The 18,551-nt window shown below is 46.3% G+C and carries 15 protein-coding genes; 4 read left to right on the top strand and 11 right to left on the bottom strand.

Translation table 11 applies throughout. The features are described from left to right. Positions 1 to 260: 260 nt before the first annotated feature. Positions 261 to 1,040: a DUF2225 domain-containing protein gene (locus tag PHF18_RS01535; RefSeq protein ID WP_300097467.1), complete on the bottom strand. Its 780-nt coding sequence runs from the start codon at positions 1,038 to 1,040 to the stop codon at positions 261 to 263. A 54-nt stretch (positions 1,041 to 1,094) separates the two neighbouring features. Then, positions 1,095 to 1,334, bottom strand: a complete 240-nt coding sequence (locus PHF18_RS01530; protein ID WP_300097465.1) for a hypothetical protein — start codon at positions 1,332 to 1,334, stop codon at positions 1,095 to 1,097. A 33-nt stretch (positions 1,335 to 1,367) separates the two neighbouring features. On the opposite strand from PHF18_RS01530, the gene PHF18_RS01525 reads away from it, so the two are divergent. Continuing rightward, the gene (locus PHF18_RS01525; RefSeq protein WP_300097463.1) at positions 1,368 to 1,808 is read left to right on the top strand and encodes a hypothetical protein; all 441 of its coding nucleotides are present in this window, start codon (positions 1,368 to 1,370) and stop codon (positions 1,806 to 1,808) included. A gap of 97 nt (positions 1,809 to 1,905) precedes the next feature. Here the strand turns inward: PHF18_RS01525 and PHF18_RS01520 are convergent, their stop codons facing one another. Next, positions 1,906 to 2,670: a tetratricopeptide repeat protein gene (locus PHF18_RS01520; protein WP_300097461.1), complete on the bottom strand. Its 765-nt coding sequence runs from the start codon at positions 2,668 to 2,670 to the stop codon at positions 1,906 to 1,908. Between the two features lie 548 nt (positions 2,671 to 3,218). Here PHF18_RS01520 and lonB point away from each other — a divergent pair. The 3 genes from lonB (at position 3,219) to PHF18_RS01505 (ending at position 8,513) form a co-directional block, all read left to right on the top strand. Then, a complete protein-coding gene (lonB, locus tag PHF18_RS01515) occupies positions 3,219 to 5,285 on the top strand; it encodes an ATP-dependent protease LonB (protein ID WP_300097459.1) in 2,067 nt (688 codons plus the stop codon). Between the two features lie 574 nt (positions 5,286 to 5,859). Then, entirely contained in the window at positions 5,860 to 7,200 is a 1,341-nt protein-coding gene (locus PHF18_RS01510) for a TldD/PmbA family protein (RefSeq protein WP_300097457.1), read from the top strand. Between the two features lie 2 nt (positions 7,201 to 7,202). After that, positions 7,203 to 8,513, top strand: a complete 1,311-nt coding sequence (locus tag PHF18_RS01505) for a TldD/PmbA family protein (RefSeq protein ID WP_300097455.1) — start codon at positions 7,203 to 7,205, stop codon at positions 8,511 to 8,513. 854 nt (positions 8,514 to 9,367) lie between these two features. On the opposite strand, the gene PHF18_RS01500 is transcribed toward PHF18_RS01505, so the two are convergent. The 8 genes from PHF18_RS01500 to cooS form a co-directional block, all read right to left on the bottom strand. Next, positions 9,368 to 9,817, bottom strand: a complete 450-nt coding sequence (locus tag PHF18_RS01500) for a universal stress protein (RefSeq protein ID WP_300097453.1) — start codon at positions 9,815 to 9,817, stop codon at positions 9,368 to 9,370. A gap of 1,046 nt (positions 9,818 to 10,863) precedes the next feature. Then, positions 10,864 to 11,802, bottom strand: a complete 939-nt coding sequence (locus PHF18_RS01495) for a nucleoside recognition domain-containing protein (protein ID WP_300097451.1) — start codon at positions 11,800 to 11,802, stop codon at positions 10,864 to 10,866. Positions 11,803 to 11,909: 107 nt separating this feature from the next. Beyond that, the gene (locus tag PHF18_RS01490) at positions 11,910 to 12,368 is read right to left on the bottom strand and encodes a universal stress protein (RefSeq protein WP_300097655.1); all 459 of its coding nucleotides are present in this window, start codon (positions 12,366 to 12,368) and stop codon (positions 11,910 to 11,912) included. Positions 12,369 to 12,698: 330 nt separating this feature from the next. Next, entirely contained in the window at positions 12,699 to 13,208 is a 510-nt protein-coding gene (locus PHF18_RS01485; protein ID WP_300097449.1) for a 4Fe-4S dicluster domain-containing protein, read from the bottom strand. Next, positions 13,205 to 13,681 (bottom strand): 4Fe-4S binding protein, encoded by a 477-nt coding sequence (locus tag PHF18_RS01480; protein ID WP_300097447.1) that lies wholly within the window; start codon positions 13,679 to 13,681, stop codon positions 13,205 to 13,207. The genes PHF18_RS01485 and PHF18_RS01480 overlap by 4 nt, the downstream gene beginning before the upstream one ends. Before the next feature lie 3 nt (positions 13,682 to 13,684). Further along, entirely contained in the window at positions 13,685 to 15,724 is a 2,040-nt protein-coding gene (fdhF, locus tag PHF18_RS01475) for a formate dehydrogenase subunit alpha (protein WP_300097445.1), read from the bottom strand. A 42-nt stretch (positions 15,725 to 15,766) separates the two neighbouring features. Beyond that, a complete protein-coding gene (locus tag PHF18_RS01470; RefSeq protein WP_300097443.1) occupies positions 15,767 to 16,279 on the bottom strand; it encodes a 4Fe-4S dicluster domain-containing protein in 513 nt (170 codons plus the stop codon). 13 nt (positions 16,280 to 16,292) lie between these two features. Next, complete coding sequence (cooS, locus tag PHF18_RS01465; RefSeq protein ID WP_300097441.1) at positions 16,293 to 18,170, bottom strand: anaerobic carbon-monoxide dehydrogenase catalytic subunit; 1,878 nt, start codon at positions 18,168 to 18,170, stop codon at positions 16,293 to 16,295. Positions 18,171 to 18,551 lie beyond the last annotated feature (381 nt).

The raw sequence follows: 18,551 nt of genomic DNA, 5'->3' as shown, positions 1-18,551 counted from the left end.
CAAAATGAATTAATGGTGGCTTAAAGATTGTGTTTTTTTACGCTGCAATCGTAACAAAAAGTGTGAACGAGAGCAGGGTAAATAATGAAGAGGCTTTTAGATGTGTGTGCGCGTCGTGGAATGTTGGGATTATCGAGTCTCACGCGGGCGAAATATAAAAAAACAGTTATTCATCTCTTTTAGCACAGGAAAAAGCCGCGCCGTAGGCGCGTGGACAAATTCGGGCACAGACAGCTATTCAGGTTGCGTGGTTCTAGATCTCAGAGTGCTTTGAGCCTTTTCCGGGTGAGGCTGATTTCTTCCCTGAGCTTTTCATTTCCAGGGTCTTTTTTGCTCAGTTTTTTCAGGATCTCAAGCGCTTTTTCGAAGTTCTCTTTTGCCTCTGCTTTTTGCCCTTTTTCTGAAAAAAGGGTTCCGAGGTTGTTGAGGGTCATTGCTGTATCTGAGAGGTATTCCGGGTTTTTCGGGAAATTTTTGAGGAGGAGAGCATAGGTTTTGAGAGCTTCTTCGTATTTTTCTTTTGCTTCTTCCAAATTGCCCATTATGAAAAGCAGTTCTCCGATATTGTTCTGAGTGTTTCCGGTGTACATCCGGTAGAATTCGTGTTCGGGATGGAAATCAAGTTGTTGCCGGGAGATTTCAAGGCCAATTTCATAGCACTGCTGGGAGGAGGGGAAGTCGCCGGCTCTCTGGAATATGTTGCCGAGGTTTCCAAGGTTATTGAGGTTCATGTGGAGGGTATCAATGTAGAGTTTGTTTTCCGGTTCTTCTGCGAGGAGTTTTACGCTGGTTGTTAAGGAGAAGGTGTAGGTCTCCTTTGCTTCTTCAAGCCTGCCCAGGGACTGAAGCAGCTGTCCTCTTACTTTTAAAGTGTGGAATAGGATAGCTCCGTCTTTTACTTCATGTGCGGCTTTTTCGGCTTTCCGGAGGGACTCGAGGGCTTCTTCGGACTTTCCTTTCTGCATCAAGTCCAGGGTTTCATTAAAATATGTTACTGCTTCCTCTCTTAATTTTGCGGGCATCTCGGGCGATTCGGGCATATTAAAAAAAAGGCTTTTAATGTTTTATAGATTCTGTTTTAGTATGATTCTGTTTTAGTATGGATTCTGTTGTAGTATGGATTCTGTTGTAGCATGGATTCTGTTGTGGCATGGATTCTGTTGTAGCATGGATTCTGTTGTAGCATAGATCATACTGTAGGCTGTGTTTTTCCTCCACATCCCTGCCTTTTTCCCAACTCCTTTATATATTATTAAAAGCTTAATTATAGATGTTCGAAGTTCCATATCTTTCTTTAACCCACGTTTTCTGGATATTTTGCTGCTTATCGACATTAGAAAAGGATCTTTGCAGGTAGGGGGGTCAGTATGGACAGGGAAGAAGAGAACAAAAAAAGGAATAAGAGTTCAGAGAGGGGTAGGAGCAAAGCTGCTGGAAAAAGCAAATATGAACAACTGTTCATAATACTCGTTGGTATCTTCCTTGCAGCTGTCTTTTTCTATACCTTTTACATAGGCCAGCCTTTCTGGGGTATAGTTATCGATATCCTGGTCCTGAGGCTTTACTTCCTCATGAAACAGGAAAGGAGTTACTTCCGGGAGTGCGACCTGAACGAAGAGGCAGCCGGAACTCCGCATGACCCCCGGATGAAGCGAAAGGTCAGGCTGGTAAATGTCCTTGTCACTTTATTTGTGCTCGGGATTGTTGTTTACTCATATTTCACTTTGCAGTTTATCTGGGGGATTGTAGTTGGACTGATGATCCTGCTATACGTCCACATGCTGCTGTTTTCAGAGAAAAACCTCTAAGAAATACCTGTAAGAAAAACCCTTAAAACCTGTAACAGTACTATCAAATCCCTTTCAGCTTTAAAATCTCTTTCAGCTTTTCAGTCCCTTTCAGCCTTTAAATCCCTTTCAGCCTTTCCTTTGTCAGGTTGATGGCTTCTTTTATTTTTTCGTTTTCAGACTGCTGGGCTAACAGATTTTCCTGCATTTCAAGGGCTTTTTCAAGGTTCTGTTTTGCAGTTTCGATTTCTTCGGGTCCCTGCTGGATGAGGCAACTTCCTAACTGGCTGAGCGCAACTGAGAGTTCTGCCTGATACCCAAGGTTTCCGGGATTTTCTTTATATAGGTGTTCGTAGGTTTCGATTGCTTCTTTAAGGATTTCACAGGCTGTGTCCAGGGAACCGGACTCTGTGAGAAGAGCGCCGTAGTTATTCAGGTTTTCTCCGGCATAAGAGCGGAAAACAGCATTTTCAGGGTTCTTTGTTATGAGGTCCGAATAGATTTTTCGGGCGCAGGAATAGGATTCAGCAGCCCTGTCTCTTTCTCCTTTCTTTCTAAGGAGGTTTCCCGTATTGCTCAGGGTTGTGCCCATGTAATGCTGGTAATCGGCATTTTCCGGGTTGGTTTTCAGGAGTTCGGAACCTACTTCAAGGGACCTTTCATACGTTTCAAGAGCCTGGTCATACTCTTTTGCCGAGTAGAGGATACCTCCGCGAGTAAAGAGAATATAATAAAGGGCATCTGTGGATTTCGCTTGCCTTGCAGACTTTTCGGCTTTATCCAGGGTTTCGAGGGCTTTATCCAGTTTGCCTTTCTTTATCTGGGTTACAGCACTGTGAATCTGTTTCAGGAGGAGTAGATTTTTTACCTTGCTTCTGGACATAAGATCAAAATCCCCTTTGTTTTTTTAAATAGCTGTCGATATCGGTTTGCAGGCACTGGATGACTCTCTTAGCACAAAGTTCATGTAAGGACAACGTTTAATTATATATAGGGGATCTAGCATAGATATGTAAAAATATCTTAATTATATATAAGAGATCTAGCATAGATATGTAAAAATATCTTAATTATATATAGGGGATCTAGCATAGATATGTAAAAATATCTTCAAATTCTCTTGTAGATTAATTTGGTAATTTATTTTCTGATCAAGTTTTCGACTAAAATGTCCAGCCAGCAAATGGTATATAATAAAAGGTTTCTATATAGTATTATAGTATATATCTGGCAGGTTAATTTTATATACCGCAAGTTTATATAATTAGCCGAAGTATGGATGGGGTTACAGTAACTTCAGGAATCTGTTATTGTGGCAACCGTTTTTGCCTATTATTCTACCATTAAGTTTGTTATTTTTTAAAAAGCGTCAAGTATATAATCTCGATCAGATAACGTCTATCAAATAACGTTCTAATATGTGAGCTAACCATGGAGTATAATAATAATCAGAACATAGACGGGTCTTCGGAGAATATGATCAGACAAATCCCTGAAGTGGGTGAGTTTGTTCCACAAGTAGATACGTCTGCGGCCGATCCGAAGAAGGATGAGCCTACTCAGGTTACGGTCGAGTCTGAGTTACATGAAGAAATAGACGAAGATGACATCGGCTTCAAGTTTGAAGACACTTCGAACATAGAGGTCCCAAAACTCCTTATTGACCAGGTCTTGGGACAGGAACATGCAGTAGAAGTAGTTAGGAAAGCCGCCAGCCAGAGACGGCACATCATGATGATCGGGACTCCGGGAACAGGAAAGTCCCTGCTTGCAAAGGCAATGGCAGAACTTCTTCCTAAAGAAGAGCTCAAAGATATCCTTGTGTATCCTAACCTGGAGGATCTTAACAACCCCAAGATAAGGGAGGTTCCCGCCGGGAAGGGCAGAGAAATTGTCATGGCTCACAAGATGGAGGCAAGAAAGAAAGCCCAGGCTCGGAACATGCTCATGATGCTCTTTGTTTTGGGTATTATCATCTATTCTTACTTCGTCGCCCAGCTGCTCTGGGGTATCATTGCAGGCATTATGATTCTAATGTTAACCCGCCAGTTCCTTCCTAAAGAGGAAATGATGATTCCGAAAATGGCGGTTTCAAATTATGATAAGGAGCAGGCACCTTACATCGACGCAACCGGAGCCCACGCAGGAGCTCTGCTTGGAGATGTAAGGCACGACCCGTTCCAGTCCGGAGGGCTTGAAACCCCTGCACACGACAGGGTAGAAGCCGGAGATATCCACAAAGCCCACAAAGGGGTGCTTTTCATTGATGAAATCAATACTCTCAGGCTTGAATCCCAGCAGAGCCTCCTGACTGCGCTTCAGGAAAAGGAATACCCGATTACCGGGCAGTCCGAAAGGAGTTCTGGAGCTCTTGTTAAGACCGAGCCTGTACCCTGCGACTTCATTATGGTTTCTGCAGGGAACCTGGATGCAGTACAGAAAATGCACCCAGCGCTCAGGTCAAGGATAAAAGGCTACGGGTACGAGGTCTACATGAGAGATTCCATGGAAGACAGTCCCGAAAACCGGAAGAAACTTGTTCGCTTCGTTGCCCAGGAAGTCGTCAGGGACGGGCACATTCCTCACTTTGACGAAGGTGCGGTAGAAGATATTATAAGAGAAGCCAGAAGGCGTGCAGGCAGGAAAGGCCACCTTACTCTGAAGCTCCGTGACCTCGGCGGGCTTGTGCGTGTTGCAGGAGACATTGCCCACTCTGAAGGGGCTCCAATCACAACTTCCGAGCATGTGATTGCGGCAAAGAGGATCGCAAGGTCCATCGAACAGCAGCTTGCAGACAGCTACCTCGATCAGCGCAAGGAATACGAGTCTTTCATGAGGAAAGGTTCTGCTATAGGTAGAGTCAACGGGCTTGCGGTTATGGGTGGAGATTCAGGAATTGTACTCCCCATTGTATCCGAAGTCACCCCTGCTCTTTCCGGGGGCGAAGGGCGAATTATTGCAACAGGCAAGCTCAAGACCATCGCAAAGGAAGCAGTGCTGAATGTATCTGCCGTGATCAAGAACATGACCGGAACAGACGTTTCCCGGCACGATGTCCACATCCAGTTCGTAGGGACATATGAAGGCGTGGAAGGGGACAGTGCATCGGTTTCCATAGCAACTGCCGTAATCTCTGCTATTGAAAAGATCCCTGTGGACCAGACTGTCGCAATGACGGGTTCTCTTTCTGTCAGGGGAGATGTCCTGCCTGTTGGCGGGGTCACCTACAAGATTGAAGCTGCAGCCCGGGCCGGCATGAAGAAAGTTATTATCCCAAAAGCCAATGAGGCAGACGTTCTTATTGAAAAGGCATACAGGGATAAGATTCAGATCATTCCTGTTTCCACTATTGCGGAAGTAATGGAACACAGCCTTGTGGGACCGAGAAAGAATTCAATTATCGAAAAACTCAAAAATATTACAAAACTAAGTTTTGATATTCCGGAAGTAACTCCAGCTTCCGTACAGTCCCTGAATCTCTTCGGGTGCAGGAACTAATTGTCAATTACCCCTGAGCTAAAGCCTCAGGGGCTTTTCTAACAAGTTCTGGTTGACCAGATCACCGATTGGAGTTAAGAATATCGGTAAACGATAGGAAAGAATACATAGTTACCCTTGAATGTCGCCTCAGTTTAAGGCTCTAAGGATGCCGGTTAAACAGTCCTGAGAGGTAGGGACAGTGCTTGCATCGTTAAGCCTTTCCATATCAGATCGAGAGGAGGACGGATTCCGGAATTGACTGGTTCCAGCTACGCTGTAATACTCCAACTTCACGAAGTTGAAGACCTTCCAGCTTTGCTGCAACACTCCAACTTCACGAAGTTGAAGACCTTCCAGCTACGCTGTAACACTCCAACTTCACGAAGTTGAAGACCTTCCAGCTACGCTGTAACACTCCAACTTCACGAAGTTGGAGTCCACAATTCGGATACACATTATCCCTACGTATGTAGGTGGAGGGTGATTTATTCGCCCTCATTATATTAATAAAAAACTAATTCAACAGAGCAGGATGTGGAAGTTTACGCATTCCTCCCCTGAGCTAAACTCAGGGGTTTCCTGCTGAGGGTTTATGAAAAGCATTATGCAGGACATAAAATTTTATGACTGCAGGGTGATAGAAGGCAGTTCCACTTCTATCGTCCTGGATAACGGAAAGATTGAAGAAATATCCAGAAACTTTACAAGGGGGGCCGGAATAAGGGCTCTCTGCGGAGGTTCCTGGGGCTATACGGCTGTTGAAGGAGATATTGACCTTAAACTAGGGGTCGATGCTGCCTCAAAACTTGCTTTTTCTATGAATGCGAGCACTCCTAAAGAAGAAGTAGAACTTGCAGCTGTAAATTCTCCTGATGTAAAGGACCTTCCTGAAATCAGGATCGACCCGAGAGACATTGCAATTGAGGAAAAGGTAGACCTTTTGAAGAGTATGGAAGAGCATGCAAAAATTGCAGGCGTCAACAGTACACAGGTAATGTATCTCGAGTCCGAATTTAAAGTTCAGTACAGAAGTTCCGAATGTCTGGAATGTGAATATGAACTTTTGAATGTCGGTTTTGCGGTCTCTGCCGTTGCTTCGGAAAACGGCGTATACCAGGCAGGTAGAGAAAGCCGTTTTGGATACGGTTATGAGCTTTTTGAGAACGAAAACGTCCTCGAGCTTGCCGGAAATGCAGGAAAGACCGCAATTGAGCTCTTGAAGGCTAAAACCCCTAAAGGCGGAGAAATGCCTGTAGTGCTTGACCAGGAACTGGCAGGAGTATTTGCCCATGAAGCTGTAGGGCATGCTTCGGAAGCCGACCTTGTGCTTGAAGGGGATTCAATTCTTGAAAACAGGATAGGAGAACAGATTGCATCTCCGCTTATTACGATCATCGATGACCCTACTCTGCATGAATTCGGGTATTATCCCTTTGATGCCGAAGGTTCCGAATCAAAAAGGACCGAAATAATCAGGGACGGGGTTTTCAATTCCTATCTCCACTCCCGGGAAACCGCAGCCAAACTCGGGGGAACTCCCGGAAACTGCAGGGCTCAGGGCTATTCCATGCCTGTTGTCAGGATGAGCAATACCTTCATTGACAACGGTGACTCTAAATTTGAAGAGATGCTGGAAGAAGTAAAGAACGGTATGTACCTTGTAGGGTCAAGAGGCGGACAGGTAAACACCGGAGAAGGCATATTCCAGTTCAATGCCGAAAAAGGGTACCTTATAAAGAACGGAGAACTTTCCGGACTCTTAAGGGATGTCTCCCTCTCAGGGAATACTCTTGAGATCCTGAACCATGTAACCCATGTGGGAAATGACCTGAAAATGACTGCCGGAAGATGTGGAAAAGCCGGACAGCTTGTACCTGTGTCTGATGGTTCTCCTCATATTTCAATCTCAAAAGCCCTTATAGGAGGTGCCTGAAAGTGTACGAGCTTGCAAGAAAAGCCCTGAAACTGGCAGAGGAAGCAGGGGCTGAAGAAGCTGAAATTTATTACGCCGCAAACCATTCAACAGGCGTCAATTTCAAAAAAGATGCACTTGAAAACGCTAAAGACCGTTTCTCGGAAGGTCTGGGAATCCGTGCCATTGTAAATGGCGCAGTGGGTTTTGCCAGCACCAACTTTGCAGGAGAACTCGAGAATGCCGTAAAGATTGCGGTTGCAGAAGCCAGGGTTCGAGAAAATGATCCTGACTGGGTAGCCCTCCCCTCCAACGGAAAATACCCTCAGGTTTCAGGCATTTTCGATAAAAAGGTTGAGGCTCTTGAACTTGAAGAATGCATTGGCTATGCCGTAGAACTCGTTGAAGGGACAAAAGAGGTGCCAGGTACGCTCCCGACTTCAGGCGGCTTTACCCGCTCAAATAGCAGGCGGCTTATCCTGAACACAAATGGGATCGAAATTGAAGAAGAATCCACAGGAGTTTCCGGTTTCGTCGATGTGATAACCGTAAATGGGGACACCTCTACAGCTTATGATTTTGCTGTTTCCCGTTCCCTTGATATTGATTTCTTTGCTCTCGGGAAAAATGCTTCCGAACTTGCCCTGAAATCCAGGGGAGGAATAAAAATAGAGCAGCAGAAAACCGATGTTATCTTTCATCCATTTGCCTTTTCGGACATCCTCGAAGAAGCCCTTGCTCCTTCAATTGATGCGGACAATGTGCAGAAAGGAAGGTCAGGCCTGATAGATAAAATCGGGGAAGAAATAGCTGTCCCTGAACTGTGCATTTATGATGACGGGCTGGTTGAAGCAGGCATAGATACCTCGGCTTCGGACGATGAAGGTGTCCCTTCACAGCATACCACAGTTCTTGAAAACGGCGTGCTTGAAACCTATCTCTATGACAGCTATACCGCAGGAAAAGCCGGTGTGAAAAGCACAGGAAACGGCTCAAGGTCCTCCTATACAAGCTCTCCTTCAGTAGGGCTCAGGAACTTCGTTATCGACTACCCTCAGGAAGATATTATTGCAAATACTACCTCGGGAGTTTTCGTAAACACGATTATCGGTGCCCATACTGCAAACTCAATCTCCGGAGATTTTTCTGTAGAAGCCAGGAATGCCTTCACAATCAAGGACGGAGCCCTGGATAAGCCTGTAAAATCCCTCCTGATTTCGGGCAACGCCTTCGAACTCCTGAAGAACATCACAGGGGCAGGCTTTGACGTCAGGAAAGTCGGAGGCATAATCACGCCTTCAATCCGGGTTTCCGGCATGAGTGTAATAGGATAAGAGATAAGTGTAATAGGATAAGAGTTAATATCTGAAATCACTGCTAAGTTTTTTGACCTCAAAGGCTCTGTTGTTAAGAACTTTCCCTCGGAGTAAGCTCCTGAGGTCAACTTTTTTTTTTGAAAATTTGATTCGTATTCTTTTGATTCGTATTCTATGTATTCTGGTCAATTTCTGGTTAATTTCTGGTTAATTTCTGGTCAATTTCTGGTTAATTTCTGGTTAATTTCTGGTCAATTTCTGGTTAATTTCTGGTTAATTTCTGGTTAATTTCTGGTTAATTTCTGGTCAACTTTTTTCCATTTGTTTCAATTGCCTGGGTTCTATAGAGAATTTCTAGAAAACGCCTTTTCATTACTCGTGAAATATCTAGCCTGAACCCGGAAGCCATTTTTGAATCCAAAATAAATATAGTACCTTCGCCAGCTTTTCAGGCGGCTCGTCGAAAAAAGAGAACGATTTAAAAAAGATTTGAGTAAAAATGAAAAGGGCATTTTTCACATGTAACAGGCAGGAAGCCCTGTTGCTTTAGCGCAGGGAGGAATGCCGTCAACTTTCTGGCATTCCGTTCCACGTTTGGATTTCTCCACTCTGCTTTGGAAACGAATTTCCATAGCAGGTAACACGGTTTTGGAAAACCGTCTCCCCTCGCCAATGTTGGATATGCTTGTTAGGTGTAGCACACCGCCCCTACCTCTCAGGACTTTTAATGCTACACGATAGAGCTACAAACTGAGGAAGCATTCGTAGGTATCATGACATTTCCAACGTAGTCAATTAAGACTCAGGCTGGTCAACCAGGGCTTTTGCAAGCCACAATGCTTTAGCATGGGGTAGTTGACGTCTACTTTACTTTATTCCGGGACTTCCCCTCTGACCACGAGTACAGGTGTCTTTGAATGCCTCACCACGTTTTCAGCTACACTTCCGAGCAGGAACCTGTCGAGTCCGGTTTTCCCGAGTGTTCCTATCACAATCATTTCAATGCCGTTCTGTTCCGCAAATTCTACAATTTTATCTGCGGGGTGTCCTTCGAGAAGTACAGATTCCACCTCAACTCCTGTAGATTTTGCGGCATCCTCCACAAAAAGCGTAGCTGACTTTCCTTCATTCCTGAAGTGCTCCATTGCAGCCTTTTCCCAGCCAAAGTCCCTGGCAGAATGGGTCGTCGGGACTACCACATATACAGCGTAAAGTTTAGCTCCGCTGAGCCTGGAAATTTCAATCGCCGTATCAACCGCTTTTTTAGCAAGTTGTGAACCGTCGGTTGCAACCATTATTTTTTTATAAGTTCCTTCTCTCATACCAAATCCCTCTCTTTTATTCTCCTATCAATTATTCTTCTTGTAGCCTGTGATCGGCTCCAGCTTTCTGAAGCATTATCCGGTACATATCCCTTATTATCGGTGCATATGTGCATGTAAGTGTATTCCTGCTCCACATTATATGCTATACTAATATACTATTCCAATTATTATAGGTCTCTTATCCATATAATCTTTAGTGATTTATACCGTCTTTTGGTATTATAACTGAAATACAGTTTAGAAAATATTTTTTGCAGAGATTTCTTACTCTTTTTGTTTCTACCTTACACCGTTTTATTCTTAAACAGGTAGCAGGCTTCCTCTAATTATACGCTAATAATTATTTTAACTCGCCATTTCGGGAAAAAAGCTCTCAAAAATTAATCTTTTTTTCTTTATTATGGTACAAAAAGGTATCATCCATTTTATGTGCCAAAAAGATTATATATGGCATAATCATCTGGGGTTCCTGGTGAACGGGTAAAGCTCAAAATCAAAGATTATTGCTCATAATCAAATCCAACATATTTTAACCTCCTCCAAAAACCCCCGTTCACTGATTTACTCTTTTATATCTTTATCATGTGTATACAAGTAAACTTGAGTTCGATTTTATCCATTTTTCTTTCCTTTGAAGATCTCTAATACTATTTTTTATACAGTTCCACATGAAGAAGTCTTTCTCAGGAAATACTTCCCTGCTATAGGTAACCTTCACTGTCCTCTTCACTGTCCTGGAAAATTCGATTTTGAAGTCTATTACCCTGTGCTGAAATCCCAAAGTGATACCCAGGCACGGGATATAGGTATTTTGCTGTCACCACAATGCTTTGGCAAGTTGGTTAACAGGGTAAACTTCACGATCATACTCACTCTCTAAGGGCTAGAGACCGTGCCAGCGAAAACTGGAATCCGAAAGGGAAGCTCAAGTACATATTTTCACCGGACATGGGGTAGAGCCTGCTTGACTTGTGGACAATAGTCCGAAGGATGACACCGGAAGCCCGTTAAATCTTTAGATTTAGCGGGTAGTTCACGGTGCTTCAAGAAACCATACCAAGCAGTAATAACAAAACTACAAGCCTTACAATTATACTTAGTGCAGTAGAATACGCAACAATCTGGACTCCAAGGCGTGTCCCGAAAATAGCTATTTTTCTTGGGAGCTGGCTGCGGATGGCAAAAATCGGGAGCATGAACATACTGCCAAGCATAAGCACGATCATTGCCTGCATATTTGTTATCTCTCCCGAATGGATCATGGGACCGAGAAGGGAAATTCCGAGTATAGGGCTTGCAACGTAACTTGTCAGGGGGACAATTGTTTCCGGGGGGATTTTAAAAAGCTCGGCAAGGGGAAGCACACTGAAAATCTCGAAAGCGCCCTTATCCTGAAGGACGAAGATGATGGTGGTTGCTATAAGGTAAACTCCTGCAATCTTCAGAAAAATCCTGAACTCTTTCTTGAATGCACGATTAAACGCGGTCTTCAGAGACACTTTTTCCGTACTCCGGGTCTCAGGGGCTTTGCAGGAATTGCCTTTAAGAAAAAGCTTGCTTGCAACCGCAATTACCAGGATCTTGAACAATGCAGTGACTACAAATACAAGAGAGTAAAAACCTCCTACTGCAAGACCGAGTGCAGGCACCACGATAGGGATCTGGTAGGTGAAGAGTTCCCGAAAATAAGCAGGGGTTGCGTTCATCATTGAACAGAGCACGACCTCCCTGTCATTAATGCAGTTATCTTTTTTTGCCTGAAAAAGCATACTGTTTGCAGCAACAGAAGATCCTATTGCCACAACGAAGGCTGAAGCACAGGTTTCTGGCAGGTTCGTATAGGCAAAAATAGGGCTTACAAGTTTTGAGAATTTCTGCATCAGGCCGAGTTCCACAAGCACGCCGGTGCCCACAAGCCCCACAAAAATCATTACAAGTATCGGAAGCGCAAAATCCAGTACTCTGAGGAAAAGTCCTATCATCGGCAATTATTAGGTTTGGGCAGGTAAATCAATTTATCCCGGGAAGTCCGGAATTCCTGCCCTGAACGGTTTGAAAGGTATTAAGGTATTATCTACTGTGTTCAGCTTTATTCGGCTTTTTCTCCCCTTGCCACGACCACCGCCTTTCTGGAATGTCTCACCACGTTTTCGGCCACGCTTCCGAGCAGGAACCTCTGGATTCCGGTCTTTCCAAGGGTACCCATTACGATAAGGTCAATATCATTTTTTTCTGCAAACTCGACGATTTCATGCCCGGCATTTCCTTCAAGAATAACCGATTCCACCTCTACGCCTGCAGCTTTTCCTGAGTCCTGCACAAAGGCTGTAGCTTCCCCCCCTTCTTTTCTGAGTTGCTCTCCCATTGACTTTTCCCAGCCTACATCCTTTGGATGCCTTAAGGCCCCCCCTCCGGAAGTTATCACGTAAACGGCATAGAGCTTTGCCTCGCTTAGTTTTGCGACCTCAACAGCAGTATCAACCGCTTTTTTGACGAGTTCCGAACCATCGGTTGCAACCATTATCTTCCTGTAAATACTACTTTTCATACCTGACTCCCCTTTTTTCTTTTCCAGTCCCGCTCCCATGCTTTCGTTTTTCATATATTTCTGCCTGCAAGGAATGTCCTATCTGCAAATAGAGTATTCCTACAGGTGTCCCTGGCTCCAATTACTCCCATTACTCCCATTATTAATCTATATTATTTCTAGTATAAATTTACTGGTCTTCGGCTAAAGGTCGATATTCTGGTATTGGAGTTTCCAGCACGTCTAATGCTTATGTTTGGCTAATGCTTATGTTTTTTTGTGCTGCACGCTCGGGCTCAAAAAGCGCGCTTTTTCCACCGGTAGTCCGGTTTTTACTTTCAGGGTGGGGGTTCAGAACTTTCTTGTCATGAGCAATGTTTTTGCCTCTTTTTCCCTGAAAGTACCCCTCCTGCATCCAGGGCAGAGTTCCATCCAGAAATCTCCTCCGGAAGGAAGGGGAACTTTTTCGGAAATGGCTTTCCTTACCTTTTCAATTTCCTTGAGAGTTGCAAATGTGGCTCCGCACTTTCTGCAGGGCATGAGTTTGAGGGAAATAATCCTGTCCGGTAGAAGAACCCGGTTTTCACCTGCCTTTTTTTCCCCTTCCAATTTTCCTCCCAATTTTCCTTCTATATTTTCTTCTATATTGCTTTCTTCTCTTAAAAGAAACATTATTGCGTTTTCAGGACAGTTCAGGGCGCAGAGTTCACAGTTCAGGGTACAGCTTCCAGGGAACTGTATGTTCCTCATGCCTCCTTCTTCTGAAAAATGAATTATTCCCTCAGGACAAACCGATGTACAGGCCCTGCACCCTATACACTTTTTCTCATCCGCTATAATCAACCTTATTCTTTCGTTCATCTCCGTCCCTCCCTGCCAGCGGCAATCGAAGGATCAAGGATTTTTTTCATTTTCTCCACATTTCTATGCCTTATATTTTTTCCAAAACTTTCGGCTTCTGCGCAGAAAAGGGCTGCTGTAGGGCAGGTGGCTACACAGACAGGAATTTCTTTTTCCGGACAGAAATCGCAGCGTTCAATAACTCCTCCCTTCAGGACTGCAGCTCCGAAAGGACAGGCAAGGATGCATAGCCCGCATCCCGTACATTTTTCGGCATCATATTCGAGTCTGCCGTTTTCGTACCTTAGAGCTCCCCCGGGGCAGGGAGCCGTGCAGAGCGGGGTTTCGCACTGGCGACAGGAAACCGGAACCGGAGCAAGTCCTTCCACGACTTCTAAGGATATGCGTGAGGTTTTGTTTTCTCTCTGGCAGGCAAGTTCACAGGCCCTGCAGCCAATACAGCGGGAAAGGTCACAGTATACTGCGGTTGGCATTTCTCATACCCTCCTTACCCGACAGGCTGAGACTTTGAATTCGGGAATTCCGGCTTCCCTGTCAAGGGCGTCTCCTGTCAGCATGTTTGTCCCCGAAAAATGGAAAGGCATGAAAAGTACTCCCCTGCTTACCCTTTCAGTCAGCCTGGCTTTTGCCTGTGTGCTTCCACGTCGGGTTTCCAGTATAATGTTGTTTCCTTCTTCGATTTCCATGGTCTGTGCGTCCGAAGGGTTGATTTCCACAAAGAGTTCAGGTTCTTTTTCCAGCAGGAAACTGCTCCGCTTGCTCATGGAACCTCCGTTATAGTGAAGCCCGGTCCTGCCTGTTGTAAGCAAAAAAGGGTAGGCTGGATCGGGGCTCTCGGCAGGACTTCTGTATTCCACCGGAATCAGCCTGGCTAACCCATCTGGGGTGTTGAACCTTTCCGTGTGCAGGATCGGGGTCCCTGGATGCCCGGTCTCGGGACAGGGCCAGCTTACTCTGTACGCTTGCAGCAGCCTCTCTTTTGTTATGCCTCCGTACATTGGGACTACCCGGGAAATTTCGGCAAGCACCTCTCCGGCATCCCTGTATTCAAGACCCAACCCTAGCTTTTCTGCAAACCCCAAAAGGATGTCAAGGTCGGCTTTTGCTTCTCCCGGTGGGGCAATAGCCCTTGAAATCCACTGGACCCGTCGTTCGGTAGATGTAAAGCTTCCTTCTTTTTCCGCCCAGGCGGCAGCTGGCAATATCAGGTCGGCATATTCAGCTGTATCTGTCATGAAAATGTCCTGTACTACCAGAAAGTCCAGTTTTTCCAGGGCTTTTCTTACATTGAGAGAATCTGGATGCGAGTTTACCGGGTCTTCTCCGAGCAGGTAGAGGGCTTTAAGCTTTCCTGCACGAGCAGCCTCACTCATTTTCGCGGTCGTAAGGCCGGGTTTTTCCGAAAGTTTTTCAGCTGCCCAGATTTTCTTCAGCCTTGCAGCTGCTTCCTTATCCCCAACTTTTCCGTACCCCGGGAAGTATTCGGCAAGGGATCCCATATCGCAGGCTCCCTGCACATTGTTCTGTCCCCTCAGGGGAAAAATACCTGCTCCCTTTTTCCCCACCTGCCCGCAGATAAGGGCAAGATCCGAACAGGCGATAACGTTGTCAGTGCCCGATATGTGCTGGGTGATCCCCATGGAATAGAGGATTGCTGCAGCATCTGCCTTTGCATACTCCCGGGCTGCCTTAATTATGTCTCCGGCAGGAACGCCTGTGATTGCGGATGCGGCTTCAGGGGAATATTCGGACAGGATTCTTTCAAACCCTTCAAAATCCCTGGTCCTTTTCCGGATAAACTCCCTGTCCAGGAGCCCTTCGGACACTATCACATGCATCATCCCGTTTAATAGGGCAATGTCCGTGCCCGGCTTGAGCCTGAGGAACAGGTCCGAAAGCCAGGTGCTGGGGGTCCGGCGGGGATCAGCCACAATCACAAATGCTCCGCGTTCCTTTGCCCGCAGAATCCAGCGGGATATGACAGGATGGTTTTCTGCAAAATTCGACCCCACCACGAAGATGCAATCGGAGTTCTCAAGGTCTGAGAGCGGGTTTGTCATGGCTCCTGCCCCTAGGCTCTTTCCGAGTCCTGTCAGGGTCGAAGCATGGCAGAGTCTTGCACAATTATCCACATTATTTGTCCCGAGCAGCCTGGCAATTTTCTGGAACAGGTAATTTTCTTCATTGCTGCACTTGGCAGAGCCCAGAAATGCAAGGGCATCAGGACCGTATTCCTGCAGGACGGAACCCATTTTTGCCGCCGCCAGGCTCAGGGCTTCTTCCCAGCTGATTTCTTTCCAGCCGTTTTCAGTCTTCAGGAGGGGGTGCAGCAACCGGTCAGGGTGGGTCAGGACCTCCGTAGACGCATTGCCTTTGGGGCAGAGGCTCCCTTCATTTACCGGATGTCCGGGCATATAACTGAGCCCTGCAACTTTTCCCTCCTTTACCTCAAGAAAAAATCCACAGCCCAGGCTACAGTAAGGGCAGATGGTAGGATACAGGTTTTTCTCTTCCATATCTTCTGGCTCCCGGTGCTCTTAGGAAAAGGTTGGGGTTTTTCAGAGGGCTTTTCCCTGCATTCCCCTTGCCAGTTTCAGGGCAGCTTCTGTGCGTTTTACCCCCGAGAGCTTCTTGACCTCTAAAAAGACAAGGGCATTTGTGGGGCAGGCCTCCACGCAGGCGGGGATTTCCCTACCCGGACAGAGGTTGCATTTCACGGCTACTCTTGCTTCTTTCTGTCGGCCGATCACACCGTAGTTGCAGACCATAGAACAGGCCCAGCAACCTATGCAGAGGTCCGTGCTATGGGTAACCACCCTTGTGATTTCATCCTGTTTCAGGGCTTTTGTGGGGCAGACGGTTGTGCAAGGGGCATCCTCACAGTGCCTGCAGGTCATGGGAATGGCTGCATTATATTCGGGGACATATTCAACATATATCCGTTTCTGAGGTGTCGGTTTTTCCATGATGGCTGCAAAAAGGTTCTTACTTTCGGAGTGTTCAACAGCACAGGCGATTTCGCAGGAACGGCAGCCCATGCAGAGTTCCGGTCGGATCAATACTTCTTTCATACGGCTTCACCTCTCAGGGTTTAAGGCCAAGATCCCTTCTTTTTCCTTCGATATGTTTGAGCATCAGGTTTGCTGCCTTGAAGGGGTCCGGTTCAACGGCAAAAGTGGCTCCCACAACTTTGTCCAGTCCCTCTGTGAGAAGCTTTGTAACCTCGGAGCTTCCAAGCACAGGAGGGACTGTCCCGAGTACGGTATAGACCCCGGAGGCGACCACGTATACTCCTATACTCACAGCTTTTTCACTCATCCATTCAGGGGCTGCTCCGGCAGCGGGCAGGTCACTTATGTCCACTCCGAGGGCCTTTGCAACAGCTGAGGCGAGCAGCAGGATGCGGCTTATGTCCACACAGGAACCCATGTGCAGGACCGGGGGAATGCCCAGGGCCTCACAGACTCCTTTTAATCCATCCCCTGCCATGGCAGCTGCTTCCGGCATCAGAAGTCCGGCTTCGGCGCAAGCTATGGCATTGCAGCCTGTGGTTACTACCAGAACATTGTTTTTAATCAGTTCTTTCACAAGGTTGACGTGCCCGTAGTTGTGCTTTACCTTGACATTGTTGCAGCCCACGACTGCTCCGATACCCTTTACGGCTCCCCCTGTTATGGCGTTGATGAGGGGGGCAGGGGTCCCTCCGAGGGCAGCGAGGATGGCTTCGGCGCTGAAACCGACCATGCATTCCTGCTTCTCGTCCGGGATGTTGACTCTTGCAGGGTTCCTGTTAGGGTAGTTTTCGACCGCGGTCCTTACGATCTCTTTTGCGATCTCATAAGCGGTTTCTTCGTGGAACTCCATTCTCACGGTTCCTGGGAAATCGGCTTTCGGGGAGGTTGAGATGAATTTCGTGTGGTAGCAGCTAGTAAGTGTCCCGAGGGCCGGCATGATGCACTGCACGTCCACGACCATGGCCTCCACGGCTCCGGTTATGACGGCAAGTTCCTGCTGGAGGAAGTTTCCTGCTGTGGGAATCCCATGGCGCATGAGGGTCTCGTTTCCGGTGCAGCACATGCCTACAATGTTAATTCCTTTTGCTCCTTTTTCCTTTGCAAGCTTCAGAATTTCGGGGTCATCGGAAGCTTCCAGAATCATTTCCGAGAGGATGGATTCGTGTCCGTGCATTACAAGGTTAACCTTGTCTTCGGCAAGCACCCCGAGGTTTACGGTGGATTTGATCGGAGTCGGGGTCCCGAAAAGCACGTCCTGGACGTCCGTTGCGATCATGGATCCGCCCCAGCCGTCCGAAAGGCTGGTCCTGAGCCCGTGCAGGAGGATATGGGTCGGGTCGTTGTCCACGCCGATATGGGTCCTGTGCATGCATTCCACTATTTCCCGGTCAACGCCTCTCGGGTCAATCCCGACTTTCGTCCAGAGCTTAACTCTTTCTACGGGAGCCCGGCGGGTAAACTGGATCGGTCCTTCCTGCTTTCCGAACTCGGCAATAAGGGCGTCTGCCAGTTCGGCTGCTATTTCTTCCTTGCTTCTTTCTTCAACCTGAATTCCGTATTCGGCTGCAAGGGCTGTCAGTTTTGCCTCGTCCTTTATGCTGTAACTTCCGGCTTCTCCGACGGTCATTTTCTTGAAGGTCAGTACGGCATCCCGTGCGTGGTCGGAGTGAGCTGCTGCCCCTGCGGCAATCATCCTTAGGAGGTTTCTAGCGACAATGATGTCTGCCGTTGCCCCACATATTCCCTTATCCGCCCCTTCTCCAAAGGGGTCTATCCTGCAGGGGCCCATATTGCAGTTCCGGCAGCAGATTCCAAGCTGCCCGAAACTACACTGAGGCAGTTGTTTCTCATAGCGGTCCCACGCTGTTTCTATCCCTTCATTTTCGGCTTTCCGTAGCATGGTACTGCTGGCAGGGTCTATGCTTCTCTCATATGCTTTAGATTTCATTTCATATCCCACACTTTTTTCTTTAAGTTCTTGGATTTTTTCATAGAGTTTCGGTTCCCAGGTTGAAAAGTTGAGTTCTAAGAACCATTGTACTGAAAAAAATAGAATCAGTTTTCTCTTTTATTTTGGATATTCTATTCTAAACCTAAAACTTTTAAAGTAAAATATTTAAATCCATAAATGTTATTTTTTATAAACTTTCCGAAAAAATAGTTCCTGTTAATATATTTTTTAAGTTGTTTAAAGTTGTTTTTTCTGGAGATAATGGATGAAAACTCAAATCATAAATAATTTGTAAGTACACAGGCAAAAGTAAAGCTCAGGATAAGATAAAATACGATTATAAGGGACACCCTGGAAAATGTAAAATCTGATAAATAA

This window comes from Methanosarcina sp., from assembly GCF_028693135.1.
Lineage (GTDB): Archaea > Halobacteriota > Methanosarcinia > Methanosarcinales > Methanosarcinaceae > Methanosarcina.
This window is presented reverse-complemented; position numbering and strand designations above follow the sequence as displayed.

What these genes read in the sequence shown, in the direction of transcription:
- PHF18_RS01530 (WP_300097465.1), bottom strand. Translation starts at nt 1,334, where the DNA reads ATGTCGATAAGCAGCAAAATATCCAGAAAACGTGGGTTAAAGAAAGAT.
- PHF18_RS01480 (WP_300097447.1), bottom strand. Translation starts at nt 13,681, where the DNA reads ATGCCAACCGCAGTATACTGTGACCTTTCCCGCTGTATTGGCTGCAGG.
- PHF18_RS01510 (WP_300097457.1), top strand. Translation starts at nt 5,860, where the DNA reads ATGAAAAGCATTATGCAGGACATAAAATTTTATGACTGCAGGGTGATA.
- fdhF (WP_300097445.1), bottom strand. Translation starts at nt 15,724, where the DNA reads ATGGAAGAGAAAAACCTGTATCCTACCATCTGCCCTTACTGTAGCCTG.
- PHF18_RS01470 (WP_300097443.1), bottom strand. Translation starts at nt 16,279, where the DNA reads ATGAAAGAAGTATTGATCCGACCGGAACTCTGCATGGGCTGCCGTTCC.
- PHF18_RS01520 (WP_300097461.1), bottom strand. Translation starts at nt 2,670, where the DNA reads ATGTCCAGAAGCAAGGTAAAAAATCTACTCCTCCTGAAACAGATTCAC.
- cooS (WP_300097441.1), bottom strand. Translation starts at nt 18,170, where the DNA reads ATGAAATCTAAAGCATATGAGAGAAGCATAGACCCTGCCAGCAGTACC.
- PHF18_RS01535 (WP_300097467.1), bottom strand. Translation starts at nt 1,040, where the DNA reads ATGCCCGAATCGCCCGAGATGCCCGCAAAATTAAGAGAGGAAGCAGTA.
- PHF18_RS01490 (WP_300097655.1), bottom strand. Translation starts at nt 12,368, where the DNA reads ATGAAAAGTAGTATTTACAGGAAGATAATGGTTGCAACCGATGGTTCG.
- PHF18_RS01495 (WP_300097451.1), bottom strand. Translation starts at nt 11,802, where the DNA reads ATGATAGGACTTTTCCTCAGAGTACTGGATTTTGCGCTTCCGATACTT.
- lonB (WP_300097459.1), top strand. Translation starts at nt 3,219, where the DNA reads ATGGAGTATAATAATAATCAGAACATAGACGGGTCTTCGGAGAATATG.
- PHF18_RS01500 (WP_300097453.1), bottom strand. Translation starts at nt 9,817, where the DNA reads ATGAGAGAAGGAACTTATAAAAAAATAATGGTTGCAACCGACGGTTCA.
- PHF18_RS01525 (WP_300097463.1), top strand. Translation starts at nt 1,368, where the DNA reads ATGGACAGGGAAGAAGAGAACAAAAAAAGGAATAAGAGTTCAGAGAGG.
- PHF18_RS01485 (WP_300097449.1), bottom strand. Translation starts at nt 13,208, where the DNA reads ATGAACGAAAGAATAAGGTTGATTATAGCGGATGAGAAAAAGTGTATA.